This is a genomic window from Streptomyces sp. NPDC055254 (assembly GCF_053606025.1).
In genome coordinates, this window is sequence record NZ_JBSGQV010000031.1 from 33,132 (window position 1) to 53,391 (window position 20,260).

Genomic DNA, 20,260 nt, shown 5'->3' on the forward strand with positions numbered 1-20,260 from the left:
CTGGGACGGGTGCTGGGACCGGCACGGTCCACCGGTCGCGCGCCCGGCGGTCTCCCCGGCGACCGCACTAGGCTGGGGTCCCATGACGTGGACACTGGACACCGACTCCGCCCGGGCCGCCCTCGACATCGCGTCGGAGTACGCGGACCCGGCGCTGCTCCACCACTCCGTGCGCTCCTACGCCTTCGGGGCGCGGTACGCCGCCGATCACGGGCTGGTGTACGACGCCGAGCTCCTGTGCGTGTCGGCCCTCCTGCACGACCTGGGTCTGACGGCGCCGTTCGACAGCCACACCCTGCCCTTCGAGGAGGCGGGCGGTCACGTGGCGCGCGTCCTGACGGCGGGCCTGGGCTGGACGGCCGCCCGCCGGGCCCGCGCCCATGATGTGATCGTGCTGCACATGCGGGACGACGTCACGGCGGCCGAGGACGTCGAGAGCCACCTCCTCCAGGTCGGCACGAGCGCCGACGTGTCGGGGCTGCGGGTCGCCGAGTTCGATCCGGAGTTCATCGCCCGCCTGCTGGCCGACCACCCCCGGGCCGGGTTCGGGGCGTCCTTCCTCGCCCTGGTCGAGGACCAGGCGCGGCGCAAGCCCGCGTGCGCGGCGGCACACTACGTCGCGGGCGGCGCGGCGGGCCGGATCGCGGCGAACCCGCTGGACGCGTGACGCGGCACATCGGTGCCACCGCCCGGCGCGCGGCCCGGCCGCCCTGGCCCGGAACGCCGACAGGGCTTGATCCGCGCCGCGGATCAAGCCCTGCAACAGCCTCCTACTGCGGCTCGGCCGCCCAGCCGACGTACTAGGACCAGCCCGGGTCCATCAGCGCCAGCGGCTTCGGGGCCGACCAGCCCGGGTCCGCCAGGACGACGGTGTTCGTGGACTGATCCCCGGTCCGCTCCGCGGTGTTCGTGGCGATGACGGCGAGGGCGGCGGCGGTGACGAGGACCAGGGAGACGAGCTTGCGGCGCATGGTGGGATGCCCTTTACGGATCGGCGTGAGCGGCTGCTGTTTGGCCGGTTCGTTCGTCCCGGCGTGCAGCCATCGTGTCCAGGCGGGGTGGCCCCTGTCGCTGATTTCGACTGGCACAAAGAGATCTGACACATCCATGCCACAGAGCCGGGTCCATAGGGGCCCCGAGGCGGTACTTTGTGCCTGTCGCACCCGCCGGGCTCGCGGCCGGTACGGGCCTGTCCGCGTAATGGACGGTGTTTGTGCTGGCGGAGCGCGGTCAGGAGAATCCGGGGTGTGTGATCGACCTCGGAGTGGCGCCGCCGAGACCCGGACCGAGTCCGTGCCTCATCCCGCCGCCAACGTTGCCGGTATCCGTCCTTCGCCGCTCCGAAACCGCGAGCTGGGGGGCTCCTGTTGCTGGTTTCTCTAGGACTCACGGAGCGCTCCGACGCGCTCTACCGACTGATACTCAGACGGCCGGATCTCGCGGTCACCGACGTCGCCACGGAATTGGGGATTCCGGACGACGAGGTGCGCGAGGACCTGGCCGAGCTCACCGAGCTCTCGCTGCTGACGCCGTCCTGGCGCACCGGCGGGCAGCTGCGGGCGGTGAACCCGAAGGCCGCCCTGGATTCGCTGCTGGCCCACCAGCAGGCGGAGATCGCCCAGCGGCACCGGGTGCTCGCCGAGAGCCAGGCCGCGGCCAGCCAGCTCCTGTCGCGGTACGCCGAGCTCAATCCGGCGCAGCCCGCGCACGAGGCGGAGCGGTTCCAGGGCGTGGACGCGGTCCGGGCCAAGCTCGCCGTGCTCAGCGCCCGTACCCGCCGCGAGTCGATCTCCTTCCACCCCGGCGGGCCGGTGCCGGCGTCGCAGTTCACGGCCAGTGAGCCGCTCACCGAGGACCTCGTCGCGCGCGGGGTCAAGATCCGCACGATCTACCAGGACTCCATCCGCAACGACGTCGCCAGCCTCGAACACGCGCGCTGGCTCACCGAGCGCGGCGGCGAGGTGCGGACCGTGCCGGCGCTGCCGATGCGGATGGTGATCTCGGACGGGGAATCCGCCCTGATGCCGATCGATCCGACCGACAGTGCCCAGGGGGCGGTGCTGCTGCGGGAACCGGGTGCGGTCGCCGCGTTCTGCGCCCTGTTCGAAGCGGTGTGGGAGACGGCCACCCCCTTCGGGGCTCCGCCCCGCCGCCGACTGGACGACCCGGGTTCGCAGCCGCGCGAGCTGCTGCGGCTGCTGGCCCTCGGATACACGGACGAGGCCGCCGCCCGGCGCCTGGGGATCTCCCTGCGCAGCGAACGGCGGCTGATCTCGGAGCTGATGGAGAAGCTGGACGCGCAGAGCCGCTTCCAGCTCGGGCAGCGCGCCGTCGAACACGGCCTGCTCTGAGGTCGGTCGGACCGGCAGGACCGATGGGCATCCCGGCGCCGGTCGGCGCTCCGGGCGGGGTGCGCCCGTCAGCAACCGCAGTTGTCACCGGTGACCGGGGCGGTCAGCGGGTCCGGGGCGGACCGGCGCAGACCGTGGGCGTCCTCGACGGTGAACCCCTCGCGGGACCAGTACTCGAAGCCGCCCAGCATCTCCTTGACCTGGTAGCCGGCGGAGGCGAAGGCGTGCGCGGCGCGGGTCGCGCCGTTGCAGCCGGGTCCCCAGCAGTACGTGACCACGACCGTGCCCGGCGGCACGGCCTCGGCGGCGCGGGTGGCGATCTCGTCGGTCGGAAGGTGCACGGCCCCGGGGATGTGGCCCTGCTCCCAGGCCTCGGCGCTGCGGCTGTCGACGACGACGAACCCCTCCGCGCCGGACTCGACGTCGGCGTGGACGTCGGCGACGTCGGCCTCGAAGGTGAAGCGGCGGTGGAAGTGCGCGGCGGCCTCGGCGGGGTCAGCGGGCGGAACGCGCAGCACCTTCGAGGGGGCGGTGACGGTGGTCATGACGGGTGGGCTCCTTGGGGTGCGGGCGGCGCACGGCCGCGACGGCGATGAAGAGGTAGATGGCCGCGGTGGCGGTACCGGGGCCGATGAGCAGGACGGGTGTGCCCCAGCCGGCGAGCCGGCCGAGGAGGAGTGCGGTGAGCGCGACGGCTGCGCCGGCGAGGATTCCGGCGCGCCGGCCGGCTGCGGTCAGTTCGGCCCAACGGGCGCCTGTAGCGAGCAGGTTGGTGCGGCAGTATGTCCAGCAGACGGCGGCCGACGCGATGCCGAGGGCGACGAGCAGCGCCGGGTGCGGCGCCGGCAGCCGGGCGACGGGCCGCAGCAGCAGTCCGTACAGTCCGGCGGCGAGCGCGAGGCCCAGCAGGGTGGCGCCGAGGTGCTGCCCCGGAGAAGCCGCGCCGTCGGGTCCGGTCTCCGGGGTGCTACCGGGGTCCGCGCGGCCCCCGCCCGTACGGCGCATGGCGGGCACCGCCGACTCCAGTCCGACCCAGCCGAACAGCAGCGGCACCGCCAGCAGGGCCGGGGCCCAGTCGGACGGTGCGGCGGCCGGACGGTCGAGCAGCCACCAGGCGGCCGCGAGGCCGAGGACGGCGCCGAGCCGGAGCCGGCGGGCCCCGGGCGAGAGCGGGTGCGGGGCGTACGCGGCGTGCCCGGCGGCGGTGACCAGGACGGCGGCCGCCAGCGCGAACGCACCCCAACCGGAGTCGCCGAAGAGGGAGTTGCCCCCACCGGCGTCGGTCCCGCCGACCCGGTCGCCCCACCCCGGGCGGCCGAGCGCGAACTCGGCGGCGGCCAACGCCACCGCGGCCTGTCCGGTGGCGAACCCGCCGAAGTAGAGGGCGGTCACCGCACGGGCGGGCGCGGGGCCCAGCCGGTCCCGGACGAACGCCACGGGCCCGGCGCGCGCGGTGCCTCCGGAGGCGGCGACGAGCAGGCACCAGCAGGCGAGCCCGCCCGCCAGCACCGTCCCCGTCCAGGGGTCCACCGGGGCGAGCGCCGCCGGCAGGACGAGGGCGCCCAGACCGAGCACCGCTCCCAGCGTCCGGGCCGTGCCGGCTGCTCTCACGAGAGCTCGTGGAAGAACAGCGGCGTGGAGCTCGGCAGCCGGGCGCCCTCGGCGAGCAGCCGTCCCTCGCCGTCCGCCCAGTGCGGCATCCGGGTGGCCAGGTCCACCGGCAGGCCCAGGTGGCCGGCCATGAAGGCGGACCAGCCCGGCATCACCGGCGCGGCGGCGACGGCGACGGAGGCCAGCAGTTCCAGGTGCGCGGCCAGCCGGGCGGCGTACGCCTCGCCGGCGCCGGCGGCGCGCAGCAGGCCCAGCTCGCGCAGGTCCGCGTTGGCCCGGTCGACGGTGGTGGCCAGGGCGGCCGCCGCCCGCTGCGGGGAGAAGGCCTCGGCGCCGAGCGCGGCGGCGATCTCACCGGGGAGCGCTGCCCGCTCGGCGACGAGCTCACCGGCGGGAGCCGCGGCGGGCACCAGGGAGTCGAAGTCCTGGCCCAGCAGGTCCAGTACGGTGTCGGTCCAGCGCTCGATGCCGCCGGCCAGCACGGTGGAGACGGTGTCGGCGAACTCCTTCATGGAGAAGTTGTTCTGCTCGCGCTCCGGCCCGGTCAGGCACAGGTGGAAGCGCAGGGCGTCGGCGTTGACCCGGCGCAGGAACTCCCCGCCCCAGATGGCGTGGCCGCGGCTGGTGGAGAACTTGTCGCCCTCCAGCCGGTAGAACTCGTTGATGACGACCTGCGAGGGCAGGGTCAGCTCACCCTGTGCCAACAACAGCGCGGGCCAGAGCACGGCGTGCGAGAAGGAGCAGTCGAACCCGATGAAGTTGACGATGCGCGTCTCGGGGTCGGTCCACAGTCGTTCCCATTCGCTCTTGTCGCCGTTCGCCTCGGCCAGCCGGGCCGTGCCCGCCGCGAAGCCCCAGATGCCGCTGAACCACGTGTCGAGGATGTGTCCCTCCCACCCGGCCAGCGGGACCGGGATGCCGTAGTCCGCCTCGCGGCTGATCGGGGTGGCGGGGAGCTCCCGCTCGAAGAGGCCCTCCAGGTAGGAGATCAGCCGGGGACGCCACTCGGCCTTCGCCTGGGCGTCGGCGTAGTACGCCTCCAGCCGCTCGCGCCAGCGCTCCAGCGGGAAGACGATCCGGCGCAGGGTCGTGGTCTCGGGGGTGTTCCAGCAGGCGGTGCACTTCGGGTTCGCGAGGCTGCCCGAGGTCTGCGGCAGGCCGCACGCCTCGCAGTAGATGCCGTCGGAGGGCTCGGCGCAGAAGTGGCACTCGCCGCGTACCTCGGACTCGTACAGGTAGCGGTCGCAGGGGGTGCAGCGGAAGACGGGCAGCTCCTGGACCTCCAGGGCGCCGGACTCCCACAGCTCCAGGAAGAAGCGCTGGACGAACTCGGTGTGGGTGGAGTCGGTCAGCGGGCGGGTGAACCAGTCGTGGTGCATGGCGCCCATGGAGAGGGTCTCCTCCATGCGGTCGCCGAACAGTTTGGCCGTCGGGTAGGCGGTGGAGCCGATCTCCGCCGCGCGGCGCGGTACGTAGGCGGAGTGCTCGTCGGAGTAGCCGACGTAGCGGACGTCGTTGCCGCGCTGACGCAGGTGGCGGGCGAGCACGTCCGCGCCGAGGAACGGGCCGGACAGGTGGCCGAGGTGGAGGTCGCCGTTCGGGTTCGGCGGGGCGCTGGTGATCACGTAGGAGGTCATGACGCGTGGGTTCCTTCGGGGAAGCGCAGGGAAGAGGAGTCGAGCGGCGTCGTGTCGAGCGGCGGCAGCGCGTCGGAGGCGGCCGCGATGACGCGGCTGTGCGCCGGCAGGTCGTCGAGGACGATCGAGTGCGCGCCGATCCGGCAGTCGGACCCGACGGTGACCGGGCCGAGCACGCTGGCTCCGGTGCCGATGATCACGCGGTCGCCGACGGCGGGGTGGCGGCGCGAGCCCGAGGGCCGGCGCAGGTCCTTCCACCAGCCGACCGAGCCGAGCGTGACCTGGTGGTAGAGCATCACGTCCTCGCCGATCTCCACCGTCTCCCCGATCACGACCGCGGTGCCGTGGTCGATGAAGAAGCGGCGGCCGATCGTGGCTCCCGGGTGGATCTCGATGCCGGAGACGGCACGGGCCAGCAGGGACAGGGCCCGGGCGCTCACGCGGTGGCCGCGCTTCCAGAGCCAGTTCGCCATCCGGTAGGTCCACAGGGCGTGGATGTGCGGGTAGAGCAGCACCTCCGCGCGGGACCGGGCGGCCGGGTCCTTGGCCAGGACCGTCTGGACGTCCTCGCGGAGCTTGGCGAGGAGGGACAGCGGCTTCTCGCCGCTCTCGGCCGGGTTTTCCTCACATGTGGTCATAGGGGGCCTCCGGGCGGATCGGGCGGCCCGCGAGGAACCGCTGCGGGCGGTAGGGCTCCAGCAGTTCCTGGACCGCCTTGCCGGGTACGGCCCCGCCTTCGAGGATCTCCTTGGCGGCGAGTTCGGCGACGGCGGGGGCCAGCTTGAAGCCGCCGCCGCTGAAGCCGAGGGCCAGGTAGAGCCCGTCGGGGCCGGCGGCGCCCACCACCGGGCGCTTGTCCGGGGTGTAGCCGTCGAGTCCGGAGCGGGTGCCCGCGAGCGGGGCGGTGGCCGCCGCCGGGACGCGCCCGGCGATCGCCTTGATCGCCGACTCCAGTTCGGCCTCGGTCAGCGGCTCCACGTCGCGGCCGAGTTCGGTGTCCGGCTTGCTCGGGACGCCGAAGTAGAAGCGGTCCAGGCCGTCGGGCCGGAAGTAGCTGCCGGTGGTGTCGTCGATGCAGGTCGGGACGGAGGAGGCGGAGCCGCGCCGGCCGGCGCCGGGCAGCTCTGCCTGGGCCAGGCCGATCCGGCGGGCGGTGACCGGGATGTGGATGCCCAGGTACTCGGCCGGGGCGGAGCCCCAGGCCCCGCCGGCCAGCACGACCAGCGGCGCCTCGATCCGGCCGATGGAGGTGAGCACGCCGGTCACGGTGCCCGCGTGTTCGAGGACCTTGACGGCGCGGATCCCCTCGGAGGGGGAGACGCCGAGCCGGTAGGCGGCCGTGAGCAGGGCGGCGGACGCCATCATCGGGTCGGCGTAGCCGCCCTCCGGCTCGTACGCGGCGAGCGCCACGCCCTCGGTGCGCAGGCCGGGGTAGATCTCCTTCAGTTCGGCGGGGTCGATGACCTCGACGCGGCGGTAGCCGGCGGCGTCGCCCGCACGGGCGGCGTTGTCGCGCAGGTCGTCGGCGTGGTTCTCGCCGACGATCATCACGAAGCCGGTGCGCCGGTAGCCGCAGTCGCCCCCGATGACGTCCGACCACTGCTCGAAGACGGGCATGCTGCGGGCGGCGAGCCGGATGTCGGCGACCGACGTGTGGTGCAGCCGCAGCAGTCCGCCGGAGCGGGAGGTGGCGCCCTGGGCGTTGACCCGGCCCTGGTCGCACAGGACGATCCGGCCGAGGCCGGCGAGGGCGAGCTGGTGCGCGATGGCCGCACCGATCACCCCGCCGCCGACGACGACGGCGTCGGCGTTCGCGTGGACGATGGGGCTCATTCCGGCACCGCCGAGTCCGCCGCGGCCGGCGCGGTCGCTCCCGGGTCCTCGATGCCGAACTCGGCCGCCCACTTGGCGCGGTCGCGGGCCAGGGCGTCGGCACCGCCCCACCAGATGGTGATGAAGCGCAGCGTCACGTCGCCGTCGTTGGTCAGGTCGTGGTCCTCGAAGGGGGTGATGAAGACCGTTTCGCCGGAGCGCACCCGGGTGGTCTCCTCGCCGATCCGGATGAGTCCGGAGCCCTGGACGATGAAGAACATCTCGTTCTCGTCGTGGTGGTGCAGGGTGGAGGTGGCACCGGGCGCCACGTCGACCCAGGCGCCGCCCCAGTTGGGTTCGGCCACGGCCTCGGGCCAGGGGAAGATGCGCCGACCGCTGACGTTGTAGAGCTCCTCGAAAACCATGTCGTCCTCGTGGGCGGTGAAGATGTGCATGTGTACGGTCCAATCGGGAGCGGTCAGGCGGCGACGGGCTGGCGCAGGCGGCTGCGCAGGTCGCGGTGGATGGTGTCGGCCTTGGCGGCCATCTGGCTGAAGGAGGTGGCGCTGCCGATGCCGTGGCGCCACTCGGTGAGTCCGTCGAGGTAGATGCCGACCTCGCAGTCCTCGGTGGTCTCGGCGCGGTAGGCGCGGGTGACCTCGGGACGGCCCTCGGCGTCGAGCCGCAGGTACGGGGTGAAGGCGGCGAGCGCCTGCGGCAGGGCCGCTTCGCGGTATCCGGTGCAGATGATCACGGCGTCGGCCTCGATGAGCCCGCGCTCTCCCGTGAACACCTCCTCGGTGTGCAGGAGCACCCCGCCGTCGGCGGTCCGCTCGACCTCGGTCACCTCGGTGCGCTTGTGCATGTGGAGCCGCTGCCGGCCGGTGAACCGGTCCTGGTAGACCGCCTGGTAGAGGGCGGTGGAGACGTCCGGGTCCACGGCGGCGTAGTTGGTGGCGCGGGCCTGGGCCAGGGCGCGTTCGCGCTGCTCGCCCTCCAGCCCGTAGAAGTAGTCGGTCTCGTCGGGGAAGTACACCTCGTTGCTGAAGTGGCCGAGCTCGTACATCCGGAAGCCCGCGTGCCGCACCAGGGAGTGGATCTCGGCGTCGGGGTCCTGGGCGGCCAGGTGCAGGACGATCTCGCCGGCGGTCTGTCCGGCGCCGATCACCACGACCCGCTTCGGCGGCCGGTCGCCGAGGGCGGCCAGGCTCGGCAGCAGCTGGGAGGCGTGGAAGACCCGCTCGCCCAGGTGCGGGCGGAACAGCTCCGGTACGTACGCCTCGTGCCCGGTGGCCAGCGCGATGTTGCGGCCGACCGAGGAGTGCAGGGAGCCGTCGCGGGTGTCGCGGCTGACGACGCGGGCGGCGCGCACCCGGCCGTCGCCGGCGGTGACGGGCTCCACGGAGACCACCTCGCGGTGGTAGTCCACGGGGCCGCGCACCTGGCGGGCGGCCCACTGCACGTAGTCCGACCACTCCAGGCGGCTGACGTAGCCGCCCATCAGCGTGAAGGGGTAGAAGCGCCCGCTCTGCTGGAGGTAGTGGGGGAAGGTGAAGCGGGACCGGGCGTCGCGCGGGGTGGCGAAGTCGCGCAGGAAGTGGTGCTGGATGTCGGTGCCGGGCAGGACCAGGTTGGGCTGCCAGGCGGAGTCGGCGGCCTTCTCCAGGTAGCGGGCGGCCAGCGGGGCGCCGCCGGCGGCGTCGTCGTGGTCCTCGACGGCGGCGGCGAGCGCGATCCCGGAGGGCCCGAAGCCCGCCACGACCAGGTCCAGGGCCGCGGCGCCGTCCTCGGGGCTCCCGCCGTGGGCGGAGTACGTCATCACGCGCCCGCCTTGGAGGGCGTGGTCGCGGCCACCGCGGCGATCAGCGACTGGCGGATGATCTGACCCGCCTGGTCGATCTGCTCGGCCGTGCAGTTCAGCGGCGGCAGCATCCGCACGACGCAGTCGTCGCGGCCGCCGAGCTCGATGATCAGACCGCGGCTGACGGCCTGCCACTGCACCCGCTTGGCGAGGTCCGAGGCGGGCTCACCGGTCTCCGGGTCGGACAGCTCGACGCCGGTCATCAGACCGAGGCCGCGTACGTCGGCGACGTAGGGGCTGATCTCGCGCAGGCCCTGGAGGTGGACCATCAGCTGGTCGGCGCGGGCCCGGACGTTCTCCAGGACGCGGTCGCGCCGGACCACCTTCATCGTCGCCACACCGGCGGCGAAGGCGGGCTGGTTGCCGCGGAAGGTGCCGGAGTGGGCGCCGGGCTTCCACTGGTCGAGCTTCTCGTCGTAGAGGATGACGGAGGCCGGCAGGCCCATGCCGCTGAGCGCCTTGGAGGCGCAGACGACGTCCGGCTCGATGCCGTACTGCTCGAAGGCGAACCAGGTACCGGTACGGCCGCAGCCGCTCTGCACCTCGTCCACGATCAGCGGGATGCCGAGGCGCTTGGTGACCTCGCGGATCCGCTGGACGAACTCGACCTCGGCGGGGATCACGCCGCCCTCGCCCTGCACCAGCTCCATGATCACGGCGGCCGGCAGCGTGATGCCGCCGTTGACGTCGGTCAGGGCCTTCTCCAGGAAGGCGGCGCAGTTGACCTGGCAGCTGTCGCGCTTGAGGCCGAGGGGGCAGTTGTGGCAGTTGGAGTACGGGAAGAAGTGCACGCCCGGCATCCGTCCGCGGACCGGCTCCTTCTGCTCGACCAGGCCGGTGACGCTGAGCGCGGCCAGGGTCGCGCCGTGGAAGCCGCCCTGGAAGGTGATGATCTCCTCGCGCCCGGTGGCGGTCTTGCAGAGCTTGAGCGCCGCGTCGACGGCGTTGGCGCCGGTCGGGCCGCAGAAGTGGATCCGGGTGCGCTCGCGCATCGGCTCCGGCAGCATCCCGATGGTCAGGTCGGTGAACTCGTCCTTGATCGGGGTGGGGAAGTCCAGGCCGTGCACGAACTCGTCGAGCTGGCGGTGCGCGGCGGCGAGCGGCTCGGGGTGGTTGTGGCCGAGCGAGAGCACGCCGGCGCCGCTGAGGAAGTCGAGGAAGACGTTGCCGTCGAGGTCCTCGACGTAGGAGCCCCGGCCCCGCCGGATGGCTATCGGGAGTTTTCGAGGATACGAGCGGGAGTTGGACTCCCGTCCCGCCTGGCGGTCGAGCAGCTCGGCGCTGCGCGGACCGGGCAGCGGGCCGGTGATGACCGGAGCCGTGTAGACCGGCTCGACCGGGGTGTCGATGGTGGCAGTCATGGTGGGCGTCTTTCCGGTCAGGCGGCGGCGAGTACGGCGCTGCGGTCGGTGGCGGCCGCGGTCAGGCGGACGGTCAGGGCATCGGCGAGGGAGGCGGCGCGCAGCGACAGCAGGCTGAAGGAGCCGGCGTCGCCGATGCCGTGGCTGGACTCGCACAGGCCGTTGAGGAAGAGCGGCGGGGTTCCGTCGGCCACGGCGGTGAGCGTGTAGTCGGCGCAGACCTGGAGCCGGCCGTCCGGTTCGGTCGCGAAGAGCTTCGCGATCGGCGCCATCAGCGGCGGGCAGAGCTCCTCGTGCGGGCCGGGACCCATGTTGCGGAAGCCGGTGGCCAGCACCGCGAAGTCCACGGAGTCGGTGCTGTGCTCCCCGGTGATCCGCTCCAGGAAGTCCAGCTCGACCCGGTCGCCGGCCTCGCGGACCGCGGTGGCCTCGTGGTTGCCGCGCAGGAACACCCGCTGGTCGCCGTCGAGCTCCTGCTCGTACATGGTCACGTAGAGCTCGCGCAGCACGTCGCCGTCGGCCGAGGAGTAGTTCGTGCCGTGCATGTAGCCGTCGAGGGCGTTCTTGCCGGCGCGGTCGGCGCGGAAGTAGTAGTCGGTGAACTCCGGGAAGTACCCCTCCTCGCTGAAGGGGCTGGTGTCCTTCAGCCGCAGCGAGTGCGAGCGGGTGTAGGTGGTGACCTTGGTGCGCGGGAAGCGGCGGCTCAGGTCGAGGGCGAGCTCCACGGCGCTCTGGCTGCCGCCGATGACGGCCACCGACTCCGGCTCGCGGCCCTCGCCGGCCAGCTCGGCCAGCCGGGGCAGGTACTGCGTGAGGTGGAAGACGCGCGGGGTGCGGACGGAGTCGTAGGGGGCGGGGACGTACGGGGTGCGGCCGGGGCCCATCACCAGGGTGCGGCCCAGGTAGCGGCTGCCGGTCATGGTGGTGACGGCGTAGACGCGTTCGCCGTTCTCCTCGACGACCTCCACCCCGGCGGCCCGCTGGCTGCAGTCGACCAGGTGGGAGAAGAAGCCCGCGGCCCAGCGGATGTAGCCCGCGTACTCCTTGCGGAGCGGGAACTCGCCCGGCACGTTCAGGTGGCGCAGCAGCCGGCCCTGCTCGTGCAGGTAGTTCAGGAAGCTGTAGCGGCTGCGCGGGTTGCGCAGGGTGACCAGGTCGCGGCTGGGGTGGTTCTGGATGTCGGAACCGTCCAGCAGCATGCCGGGCTGCCACTCGGGGGTCGGCCGGGCCTCCAGGAAGCGGGCGGTGAGCGGGGACTCGCGCTCCTCCAGAGCGATGGCCAGGGCCAGGTTCGCCGGGCCGAAACCGATGCCGAGGATGTCGTACACCGGAGCCGCCGTGGTCGACGTGGTCGCAGTGGTGGCGCTCATCGTGTGGTGCTCCTTGCCGTAACTGTGGTCAGAGTGGGATTTCCGTCGAAGTCGATGCGCAGGCCCGCGATCCGGTCGGCCGCGTGGACCCGCTGGTCGGTGCGGTACCAGAGCGGGATCAGGGCCAGGTCGGCCATGGCGGTCCGGTCGGCGCGCCGCCAGGCGTCGGCCCGCTCGGCCGGGTCGGTCGAGGCGCGGGCCCTGGCCACGAGGGCGTCGAACTCCGGGTTGACGTAACGGCCCTCGTTGTCGCCGTGGGCGGTGCCCTCGGCGTCGGGGGCGGTGCAGGAGGAGTGCAGCAGCGGGAAGAGCATGTTGTCGGGCGTCGGGTAGTCGCAGGCCCAGCCGGCCCGGCAGAAGCCGGTCGCCGCGAGCGCGGTGCGGTGGTCGACGAGGCCGCGGGCGTCGGTGCGCAGCAGCTCGATCCGCCAGCCCAGCACCTCCTCCAGGCCCCGGGCCAGTGCCTGCACCCAGTCGTCGTGGCCGGCGCCGGTGTTGTAGGCGAACTCCACCCGGGTGCCCGGCGGCAGGCCGGCGCGCAGGGCCGCGGCCCGGGCCCGCTCGGGGTCGTACGCGGTCCAGTCGGTCTCGGCGGCGTCAGCCGTGTCCTTCACCCCGGTGGGGGCCGGGCGCGGGGTGTGCGCCTTGCCGAACCAGGGGGAGAGCAGCGAGTGCGCCGCGCTGCGGCGGCCCTGGAAGTAGGTGTCGATCAGTCCCTGGCGGTCGATGGCCGAGGACAGGGCCCGGCGGGCGTCCAGCGTGTCCATCGGGGCCTGATGGCAGAAGGGGATCAGGTAGAAGAGGCCGGCGCCCTCCTGTTCGAGGAAGCCGGGGTGCCCGGCGGCCTCGGCGGTGCGCGCCGGGGGGATGCGGGCGTAGTCGTACACGCCGGCCACGAAGCGCTCGTACTCGTCGTCGAGGCCGGTGACCGCGTCGAGGATGTCGATGTGCACCTCGCGGACCTCGGGCGCCGGGCCGAACCAGAGGTCGTTGCGGACGAGTTTGATCGACTCGTTGTGGATCCAGGGGCCGTCCAGCACGAAGGGGCCGTTGCCGATCGGCCGGTCGTTGTACTCCGGATCGAGGGCGGGGCCGGCGACGCTCGGCACCGGACTGAAGATGGGCTGGAGGGTCTTCAGGTCGAACTGCACGTCCGGCTCGCTGAGCTCGACGCGCAGGGTGGCGTCGTCGACCGCGGTGAAGGTGCGGACACCGGCCAGGTGGTAGGCGGTCTCCGTGTTGGCCTCCGGGTCCAGCGCCCGCGACCAGCCGCGGACGAAGGAGTGCGCGGTGACCGGCTCGCCGTTGCTGAACACCGTGTCGGTGCGGAGGGAGAAGGTCCAGGTGGTGGCCGTCTCGTCGCTCTCCCAGGAGGCGGCGGTGGCCGGGACCAGGACGCCGTCCTCGTCGAGGGCCAGCAGCCCGGTGAACAGGGCCTTGCAGACCAGGATCCCTTCACCTTCCTGGGCCTTGTAGGGGTCGATGGCGGTGGGCTCCGTGATTCCCATCCGGAACACGGGGTCATTGGCGTGCACGTGGGGCTCTTTCCGCGGTCGTGGGGTGAGTACGAGGAGGACGGGTCGGCGGCCTGCCGGGCGCCCGGGCGGGTCCGCGCCGGATCAGGAGGCCCGGACGGCCGGGACCACGACCACGTCGAGGCGCTCGTCCAGTTCGGCGGCGATCCGCTCGACCCGGTCGATGTCCTCGACGGACCGGTAGGGGGCGGCCACCGCGAGCGAGCCGGCGATCTCGTACCAGCCCTCCGGGGCGCGCCGCAGCCGGTCGCCCGTCTTGGAGGCGGGGATGTACGAGCGGAAGTACGGCGAGTGGTAGGCCTCGCCGGGGTTGTTCTTGACCAGCGTCCCGGTGCGGTAGGCGAACTTGATGCAGGTCGCGGCGCGCGGGGTCGCGGCCCGGGGCACCTCGCCGTCGGTGACCGATGCGGCGGCCCGCTCGTCGTCGCCGGCGAGCACGGCCTTGGTGTACAGCCTGACCGCGTCGATGCCGTGGACCTCGCGCAGGTTGCGGTAGTTCTGGCCGCCGCTCATGCGGGTGGCGAACTCCACGACCCGGTAGGTGCCGTCCGCGTCCTGCCGGAACTCGGCGTTGAACAGGCAGTGCTCGACGCCCAGGCCCTTGACGATGCCCTCGGCGACGGCCACCAGGCCGGGCTCCTCCTGCGGGGTGCGGAAGGGGAGGGTGTAGAAGTCCTCCTCGAAGTACGGGCCGGGCATCTGCATCTTGTTGGTGACGCCCACCAGGTGGAAGACGCCGCCGGTGACCACGCCGTCGAGGGTGACCTCCTTGCCCGGGAGGAACTCCTCCAGCAGGGCGATCTCCGGTCCCTCGGTGGGGAAGTAGCCGCCCCACTCCGCGGCGAGGCGCTCCACGTCGGCCAGCGCCCGCTCCAGGCCCTCGCGGTCGTGCACGAGGCTCACGCCGATGCTGGCGGCCAGCCCGCTGGGCTTGACGATGAACGGGAAGGAGAAGGCCTCGGCGGCGGCCAGGCCCTCCTCGACGCCGGAGACGCTCGCGAATCCGGGGCAGGGCAGGCCGTTGTCCTGGAGGAAGGTGCGCTGGAGCTTCTTGTCGCGGGAGATCTCGTCGGCCGCGGGTCGCGGCCACTGGTGGCCGAGCAGCTGGTTGGTCTTGGAGGTGACGGCGATGTCGCTGTCGTAGAAGGTGATCGCGGTGGCGATGCCGAGCCGTCGGGCCTCGGCCGCGCAGAACTCGGCGAGGACCGTGCCCTCCCGGTCGCCGACCGGGACGACCGAGGCGAAGCGGCCGTCGTCGCCGGCCTGGGCGACGGAGGTGGCGAGGTGGATCTCCAGACCCATCCGCTCCAGGGTCTCGATGTGCTCGCGGTGCCACGCGTACGTGTTCCGCATGATCAGCAGGATCTTCACGACTGGGCCTCTTCGGTGGTGGTGCCGGTGGTGCCGGTGGTGCCGGTGGGACGGGTGACGATGGAGACCTTCTCCAGGAGCCGCTCGGCGGCGGCGACGGCCGCCTCGGTGTCGGCGCCGGTCACCAGGACCTGGCCGACGCGGTCCCAGTTGCCGCGCAGTTCGCCGACGGTGTCGCCGGGCCCCACGGTGGTGTCGATGTCGATGACCCCGTCCAGGGCCAGCGCCTCGTCCTTGCCCTGGACCTCCTCGACCGTGCCGGGCAGTGCGGACAGGAAGCGGGTGGCGGCCGACCGCAGCGGTACCGGGCGCTCGGTCAGCGCCGGGATCAGGCCGAACTGCCAGGCCGGGATCCACTCCTCCAGGTCGATGCCGTAGGCGGCGATCAGCAGGTCGAAGATCCGGTCGCCGCCCATGCGGTTGTGGCTCTCGATGATCTGCGGACCGGCGGGGGACAGCCGCACCTCGGTGTGGGCCGCGCCGTCCTTGAGGCCCATCGCGTCGAGGAAGAGCGAGACCGCCTCCTCGATACCGCGTTCCACCTCCGGCGAGAGCCGGGCCGGCAGGGCGTGGCCCAACTCGATGAACCCTTCCTGACCGCCGGTGAGCTTCTCGGTCACCGCGAGCACGATGTGGCGGCCCGCGAAGGAGAAGCTCTCGATGCTGTACTCGGGGCCCTCGATGTACTGCTCCGCGATGAAGCGGCCGATGTGGAAGAAGGAACCCCACTGGAGGTCCGTACGGGCCCGCAGGGCCTCGACCCCCTCCCACGCCTCGGCGGCCTGCTCCGGCCCGTCGATCCGTACGACGCCCAGGCTGGCGGTGGCGTCCGCGGGCTTGAGCACGAACGGGTAGCCGTGCTCGGCGCCGAAGGCGACCAGGGCGTCGGCGTCCTCGACCTCGGCGGCGGCCACGGACAGCGCCCGCACGGCGGGGGAGTCGGAGGCGGCCAGGTGACGGCGCATCGCGTACTTGTCCCGGAGGAGCTCGGCGACCTCCTCGGAGGTGTTGCCGAGCCCCAGGAGGTCGCTGATCCGGCCGGCGGGCACCAGACCCGGCTCGGTGATCGAAGCGACGCGGGTGAACCCGTACGCCTTGTGCGCGGCCTCCACCAGGGGGCGGGTGACGTCCCAGTCGGTGTAGTCCGCGATCAGGACGGCTTCGGCGAGTTCGGCCGACTCGGGCACGAACTGGTCCTTGTGCTGGATCAGTACGAAGCGGATTCCGAGCGCCGCCGCCTTGCGCAACGTCTGTATGCGTCCGCCGACGACGAGAAGCTTGTGTTCGGTCATGGCCAGAACTCTGCCGCATGAATTCCGGCCGGAGAATGCTTTCCGGGTGGCACAACCGTGCCCGGCACGAAAGACGCGCCCCGGGCGCTGCGTCCGTCGGGATCGATACGGCCGCCGGGTCCGCACCTGAGGGGATTCGGGTACTGTCCGAGCAGGTCAGGGCGGGTGGTCACGGATGGTGTGCGGGCAGGATCGTGCCCGGCCGTTTCGTGCCAGCCCGTTTCCCTTCTCAAGGCGTCGGCCAGTGGGTTCCATGGTTCCCACCACCTCACCCCTTGACTAGAAGGAGCCCCTCATGGCCAGCGAGGAACCCTTGCGCCGACGATTGCGTGAACTTCCCAGAAGCGCCTGGGTCATCTTCGCTGGAATGTTCCTCATTAAATTCGGCAATTTCCTCAACGTATTCCTGGTGCTTTTCCTGGTGTCCCAGGGATACTCCGCCTTCGAGGCGGGCGTGGCCCTCGGCGTCGTCGGCGTCGGAGCCTTCGTCGGAAACGCCGTGGGCGGTACGGTCGCCGACCGCTTCGGCCGGCGCACCGCCATCGCGGTGTCGATGTTCGGCAGCAGCGCCGCCACGGCACTGGTCCCGCTCACCGACGGACTGTTCACCACCACCGCCCTGGTCGGCGTGGTGGGCGTCTTCGCCCAGCTCTACCGGCCCGCGGCCGGTGCGCTGCTGGTGGACCTCGTTCCCGAGGACCAGCGGGTGATGTCCTTCGCCGTGCTGCGCCTCGCGATCAACGTGGGCATGGCCGTCGGTCCGCTCGTCGGCGGTCTCCTCAGCGGGATGTCGTACACCTACCTCTTCCTCGGCGACGCGTTCTTCGCCTTCTCCTTCGGCGCGCTGGCCCTGCTGACGCTCCCGGGCGGCCGCCCGGTCCAGGTGGATCCGGCCGACGCCGCGGCGAACGCGGGCGAGGGCAAGAAGGCCAAGGGCGGCTACCGGCAGGTGCTGTCCGACCGCCCCTACGCGCTGTTCCTCGGCTCGATGGTCGCCGCGACCTTCGTCTACGGGCAGTCCACCGTGACCCTGCCCCTGCACGTCACCGACGCGGGCTTCGACAACAAGGTCTACGGCCTGCTGCTCGGCCTCAACGCCCTGCTCTGCGTCCTGATCGAGCTCCCGATCACCAAGCACACCGAGCGCCGCAACCCCCGCCGGGTGATCGCCGCCGGCCTGGTCCTGCTGGGCGTCGGCATGGCCCTGACGGGCGCGGCCAGTGCCATCTGGCTGCTGGCGGTGACCGTGGTGGTGTGGACCGTCGCCGAGACCGTCTACACACCGATCGCCAACGCCTACCCCGCCGAGTTCTCCCCGGCCCACCTGCGCGGCCGCTACCAGGGCGCCGAAGGCATCGCGCACACGCTCGGCGGCGCCCTCGGACCGGCCGTCGGCGGTCTGCTCTACGGCATCTCGGCCCCGCTCCACTGGGTGGTCTGCGCGGCCGTCGCCGTCCTGGGCGCCCTGCTGGTGCTCGGCGCCAACCCCGGCGACCGGGGATACGTGGGCGACTCCGCCAGGGCCGCCGAGGCCGAGGCCGTCGCCGAGGCGGACGCCGCGATCACGACCGCGGCGCCGACCGCGGGCGCCGGCGACGCCGCGTCCGCTTCCAAGCCCCAACCCGCCGCCGCCGGCTGACCACCCGCCGCCGGCTGACCACCCGCGCACCGCTCCGCCCGCGCGCACCGGTCCGCCCCCTCGGTACCGGTACGACAGCCCACCCCACCGGGCCCATTCCGGCCCCGTCCACCTGCCTCCATCCACCGCACCACCGACAGAGAACCGAAAGGCCCATCCCGCATGACCACGCAGACCACGGCCACGACCGACTCCGCCCCGGCGGACGCCGACGTGCACCGCATCGACATCCCCTCGGCGACCGAGGATCCGGCGGCCTACGTCACCGCGCTGCTCGACGTGGCCGGTGACCGCGACGCCTTCGACGTCCTCGCCAAGACCCCGGTCTGGGCCGCGGCGCTCTTCGCCGACCTGCCGACCGAGCTCGCCGAGACCGTCCCGGAGCCGGGCGAGTGGCCCGCCGCCTTCGTCGTCGGCCACCTCTTCGACGTCGACATCGTCTACGGCTTCCGCTGGCGCCTGGTCGCCACCGAGGACAACCCGGTCTACCCCGGCTACGACGAGCAGCTCTGGGCCCCGCTGCCCCGCCTGCCGTTCCGCCAGATGCTCGACGCCTGGACCGGGCTGCGGGCCTCCAACGTCGCGCTCCTCGCCTCGTTCTCGCCCGAGGACTGGCAGCGCACCGGCCGCCACGGCGAGCAGGGCGGCGAAACCATGGAGGTGATGATCCGCAAGGTCATCGGCCACGACATCGCGCACATCAACCAGATCTACCGGGCCATCCGCCTCGTCCGCCTGGCCGCCGGCCTGGAGGTGGCCGAGCTCGACGCCACCTACGCCTCGCTGGGCCTGCGCTGACCCGCCGCCGCCGGGTCCTCCCCGTACCGAGGACCCGGCGGCGCCACCGGCCGCCGCCACCTTCGGCCCGGCCCCCTGCTCCGCGTGCTGACCGGCTGATGGGAGGGCGCGGCGCACCACAGCACCCCGGAGACGGACGAAGGGCCTGACCCGCACCGCGGACCAGGCCCTTCCCGTACGGGTCAGCCCTTGAGGCCGGCCATCCAGGCCTCGACCTCGTCGGAGGTGCGCGGCAGGGCGGCGGACAGGTTCCGGTTGCCGTCCTCGGTGACGAGGATGTCGTCCTCGATCCGCACCCCGATGCCGCGGTACTCCTGCGGCACGGTCAGGTCGTCGGGCTGGAAGTACAGGCCCGGCTCGACGGTGAGGCACATGCCGGGCTCCAGCGTGCCGTCGACGTACGCCTCGCGGCGGGCGACGGCGCAGTCGTGCACGTCCATGCCGAGCATGTGGCCGGTGCCGGTCATCGTCCAGCGGCGCTGGAGACCGAGCTCCAGGACGCGCTCGACGGGGCCCTCCAGCAGCCCCCACTCCACCAGCTTCTCCGCCAGCACGTGCTGGGCGGCGTGGTGGAAGTCCACGTACTTCCCGCCCGGCTTCACGGCCTCGATGCCGGCCGACTGGGCCTCGTACACGGCGTCGTAGATCTGGCGCTGGATCGGCGTGAACGTGCCGCTGATCGGCAGCGTGCGGGTGATGTCGGCGGTGTAGAGGGTGTGGGTCTCCACGCCGGCGTCGAGCAGCAGCAGGTCGCCCGGGCGTACCGGGCCGTCGTTGCGGACCCAGTGGATGGTGGTGGCGTGCGGGCCGGCCGCGCAGATGGAGCCGTAGCCGACGTCGTTGCCCTCGACGCGGGCGCGGAGGAAGAAGGTGCCCTCGATGTAGCGCTCGGACGTGGCCTCCGCCTTGTCGAGGACCCTCACGACGTCCTCGAAGCCGCGCACCGTGGAGTCGATCGCCTTCTGGAGCTCGCCGACCTCGAACTCGTCCTTGATCAGGCGCAGTTCCGAGAGGAAGACGTGCATCTCCTCGTCCGTCTGGGCGACCGTCTTGTCGGCCAGCGCCGCCTCGACGCCGGCGTCGTGCCCGCGCACCACGCGCACCGGGCCCTCGGCCTCGCGCAGGTGCTCGGTGACGGTCCGGACGTCGCGGCAGGGGATGCCGAACAGGGCCTCGGCCTCGGTGAGGCTGTGCCGGCGGCCGGCCCACAGCTCGCCCTGGCCGTCGAGCCAGAACTCGCCGTTCTCCTTGTCGGAGCGCGGCAGCCGGTACAGCACGGCCTCGTGGCCGCCGTCCGTCGGCTCCAGGACCAGGACCCCGTCCTCCTTGAGGTCACCGGTGAGGTACGCGTATTCCGTGGCCGCCCGGAAGGGGTACTCGGTGTCGTTCGAGCGGGTCTTCAGATTGCCCGCGGGGACGACGAGGCGCTCGCCGGGGAACCGCGCGGACAGTGCGGCACGGCGGGCGGCGGTGTTCGCGGCCTGGGCGATCGGCTCCAGGTCGGCCTCGGTGTCGGCCCAGCCGGACGCCATGTTCTGCGCGAGCTCGTCGGAGACGCCCCGGGACAGGCCGTTCTTCCGCTGCTTGATGGGCTGCTCCTCGGCTGCGGCCTCTTCCACGGT

18 protein-coding genes are annotated in these 20,260 nt (G+C 72.6%); 4 read left to right on the top strand and 14 right to left on the bottom strand.

Annotated elements, in window-relative coordinates:
- The first annotated feature begins 82 nt into the window (after nt 1–82).
- On the top strand, nt 83–667 hold the full coding sequence (locus tag ACWFQ8_RS24695) for a cyanamide hydratase (protein WP_453788447.1): 585 nt from the start codon (nt 83–85) through the stop codon (nt 665–667).
- A 133-nt stretch (nt 668–800) separates the two neighbouring features.
- On the opposite strand, the gene ACWFQ8_RS24700 is transcribed toward ACWFQ8_RS24695, so the two are convergent.
- On the bottom strand, nt 801–971 hold the full coding sequence (locus ACWFQ8_RS24700) for a hypothetical protein (protein WP_453788448.1): 171 nt from the start codon (nt 969–971) through the stop codon (nt 801–803).
- Nucleotides 972–1,367: 396 nt separating this feature from the next.
- On the opposite strand from ACWFQ8_RS24700, the gene ACWFQ8_RS24705 reads away from it, so the two are divergent.
- Complete coding sequence (locus ACWFQ8_RS24705; protein WP_453788449.1) at nt 1,368–2,351, top strand: helix-turn-helix transcriptional regulator; 984 nt, start codon at nt 1,368–1,370, stop codon at nt 2,349–2,351.
- 68 nt (nt 2,352–2,419) lie between these two features.
- Here ACWFQ8_RS24705 and ACWFQ8_RS24710 read toward each other — a convergent pair whose 3' ends face one another.
- The 12 genes from ACWFQ8_RS24710 to ACWFQ8_RS24765 all read right to left on the bottom strand — a co-directional run bounded on the left by ACWFQ8_RS24710 (nt 2,420) and on the right by ACWFQ8_RS24765 (nt 16,201).
- Nucleotides 2,420–2,896 (bottom strand): rhodanese-like domain-containing protein, encoded by a 477-nt coding sequence (locus tag ACWFQ8_RS24710; protein WP_453788450.1) that lies wholly within the window; start codon nt 2,894–2,896, stop codon nt 2,420–2,422.
- Nucleotides 2,847–3,962, bottom strand: coding sequence for a hypothetical protein (locus tag ACWFQ8_RS24715; protein ID WP_453788451.1), 1,116 nt, complete (start codon nt 3,960–3,962; stop codon nt 2,847–2,849). The genes ACWFQ8_RS24710 and ACWFQ8_RS24715 overlap by 50 nt, the downstream gene beginning before the upstream one ends.
- Entirely contained in the window at nt 3,959–5,599 is a 1,641-nt protein-coding gene (locus ACWFQ8_RS24720) for a methionine--tRNA ligase (RefSeq protein WP_453788452.1), read from the bottom strand. Before ACWFQ8_RS24720 ends, ACWFQ8_RS24715 begins: the two co-directional genes overlap by 4 nt.
- Entirely contained in the window at nt 5,596–6,237 is a 642-nt protein-coding gene (gene epsC, locus ACWFQ8_RS24725) for a serine O-acetyltransferase EpsC (RefSeq protein ID WP_453788453.1), read from the bottom strand. The genes ACWFQ8_RS24720 and epsC overlap by 4 nt, the downstream gene beginning before the upstream one ends.
- Nucleotides 6,224–7,432, bottom strand: coding sequence for an NAD(P)/FAD-dependent oxidoreductase (locus ACWFQ8_RS24730; RefSeq protein ID WP_453788454.1), 1,209 nt, complete (start codon nt 7,430–7,432; stop codon nt 6,224–6,226). The genes epsC and ACWFQ8_RS24730 overlap by 14 nt, the downstream gene beginning before the upstream one ends.
- Entirely contained in the window at nt 7,429–7,866 is a 438-nt protein-coding gene (locus tag ACWFQ8_RS24735) for a cupin domain-containing protein (RefSeq protein WP_453788455.1), read from the bottom strand. The genes ACWFQ8_RS24730 and ACWFQ8_RS24735 overlap by 4 nt, the downstream gene beginning before the upstream one ends.
- 23 nt (nt 7,867–7,889) lie before the next feature.
- Nucleotides 7,890–9,230, bottom strand: coding sequence for a SidA/IucD/PvdA family monooxygenase (locus ACWFQ8_RS24740; RefSeq protein WP_453788456.1), 1,341 nt, complete (start codon nt 9,228–9,230; stop codon nt 7,890–7,892).
- Nucleotides 9,230–10,633 (bottom strand): diaminobutyrate--2-oxoglutarate transaminase family protein, encoded by a 1,404-nt coding sequence (locus tag ACWFQ8_RS24745; protein WP_453788457.1) that lies wholly within the window; start codon nt 10,631–10,633, stop codon nt 9,230–9,232. The genes ACWFQ8_RS24740 and ACWFQ8_RS24745 overlap by 1 nt, the downstream gene beginning before the upstream one ends.
- A gap of 17 nt (nt 10,634–10,650) precedes the next feature.
- Nucleotides 10,651–12,003, bottom strand: coding sequence for a SidA/IucD/PvdA family monooxygenase (locus ACWFQ8_RS24750; protein WP_453788458.1), 1,353 nt, complete (start codon nt 12,001–12,003; stop codon nt 10,651–10,653).
- The gene (locus tag ACWFQ8_RS24755; protein ID WP_453788459.1) at nt 12,000–13,538 is read right to left on the bottom strand and encodes an ABC transporter substrate-binding protein; all 1,539 of its coding nucleotides are present in this window, start codon (nt 13,536–13,538) and stop codon (nt 12,000–12,002) included. Before ACWFQ8_RS24755 ends, ACWFQ8_RS24750 begins: the two co-directional genes overlap by 4 nt.
- A gap of 84 nt (nt 13,539–13,622) precedes the next feature.
- Nucleotides 13,623–14,909, bottom strand: coding sequence for an ATP-grasp domain-containing protein (locus ACWFQ8_RS24760; RefSeq protein ID WP_453788460.1), 1,287 nt, complete (start codon nt 14,907–14,909; stop codon nt 13,623–13,625).
- Entirely contained in the window at nt 14,906–16,201 is a 1,296-nt protein-coding gene (locus ACWFQ8_RS24765; RefSeq protein ID WP_453788461.1) for an ATP-grasp domain-containing protein, read from the bottom strand. The genes ACWFQ8_RS24760 and ACWFQ8_RS24765 overlap by 4 nt, the downstream gene beginning before the upstream one ends.
- A 367-nt stretch (nt 16,202–16,568) precedes the next feature.
- On the opposite strand from ACWFQ8_RS24765, the gene ACWFQ8_RS24770 reads away from it, so the two are divergent.
- Nucleotides 16,569–17,840 carry an MFS transporter gene (locus tag ACWFQ8_RS24770; protein ID WP_453788462.1) on the top strand — a complete coding sequence of 424 codons (1,272 nt, stop codon included), beginning with the start codon at nt 16,569–16,571 and terminating at the stop codon, nt 17,838–17,840.
- 162 nt (nt 17,841–18,002) lie between these two features.
- Nucleotides 18,003–18,638, top strand: coding sequence for a DinB family protein (locus ACWFQ8_RS24775; protein WP_453788463.1), 636 nt, complete (start codon nt 18,003–18,005; stop codon nt 18,636–18,638).
- A 182-nt stretch (nt 18,639–18,820) separates the two neighbouring features.
- On the opposite strand, the gene ACWFQ8_RS24780 is transcribed toward ACWFQ8_RS24775, so the two are convergent.
- Nucleotides 18,821–20,257 carry an aminopeptidase P family protein gene (locus tag ACWFQ8_RS24780; RefSeq protein WP_453788464.1) on the bottom strand — a complete coding sequence of 479 codons (1,437 nt, stop codon included), beginning with the start codon at nt 20,255–20,257 and terminating at the stop codon, nt 18,821–18,823.
- Nucleotides 20,258–20,260: the final 3 nt, after the last annotated feature.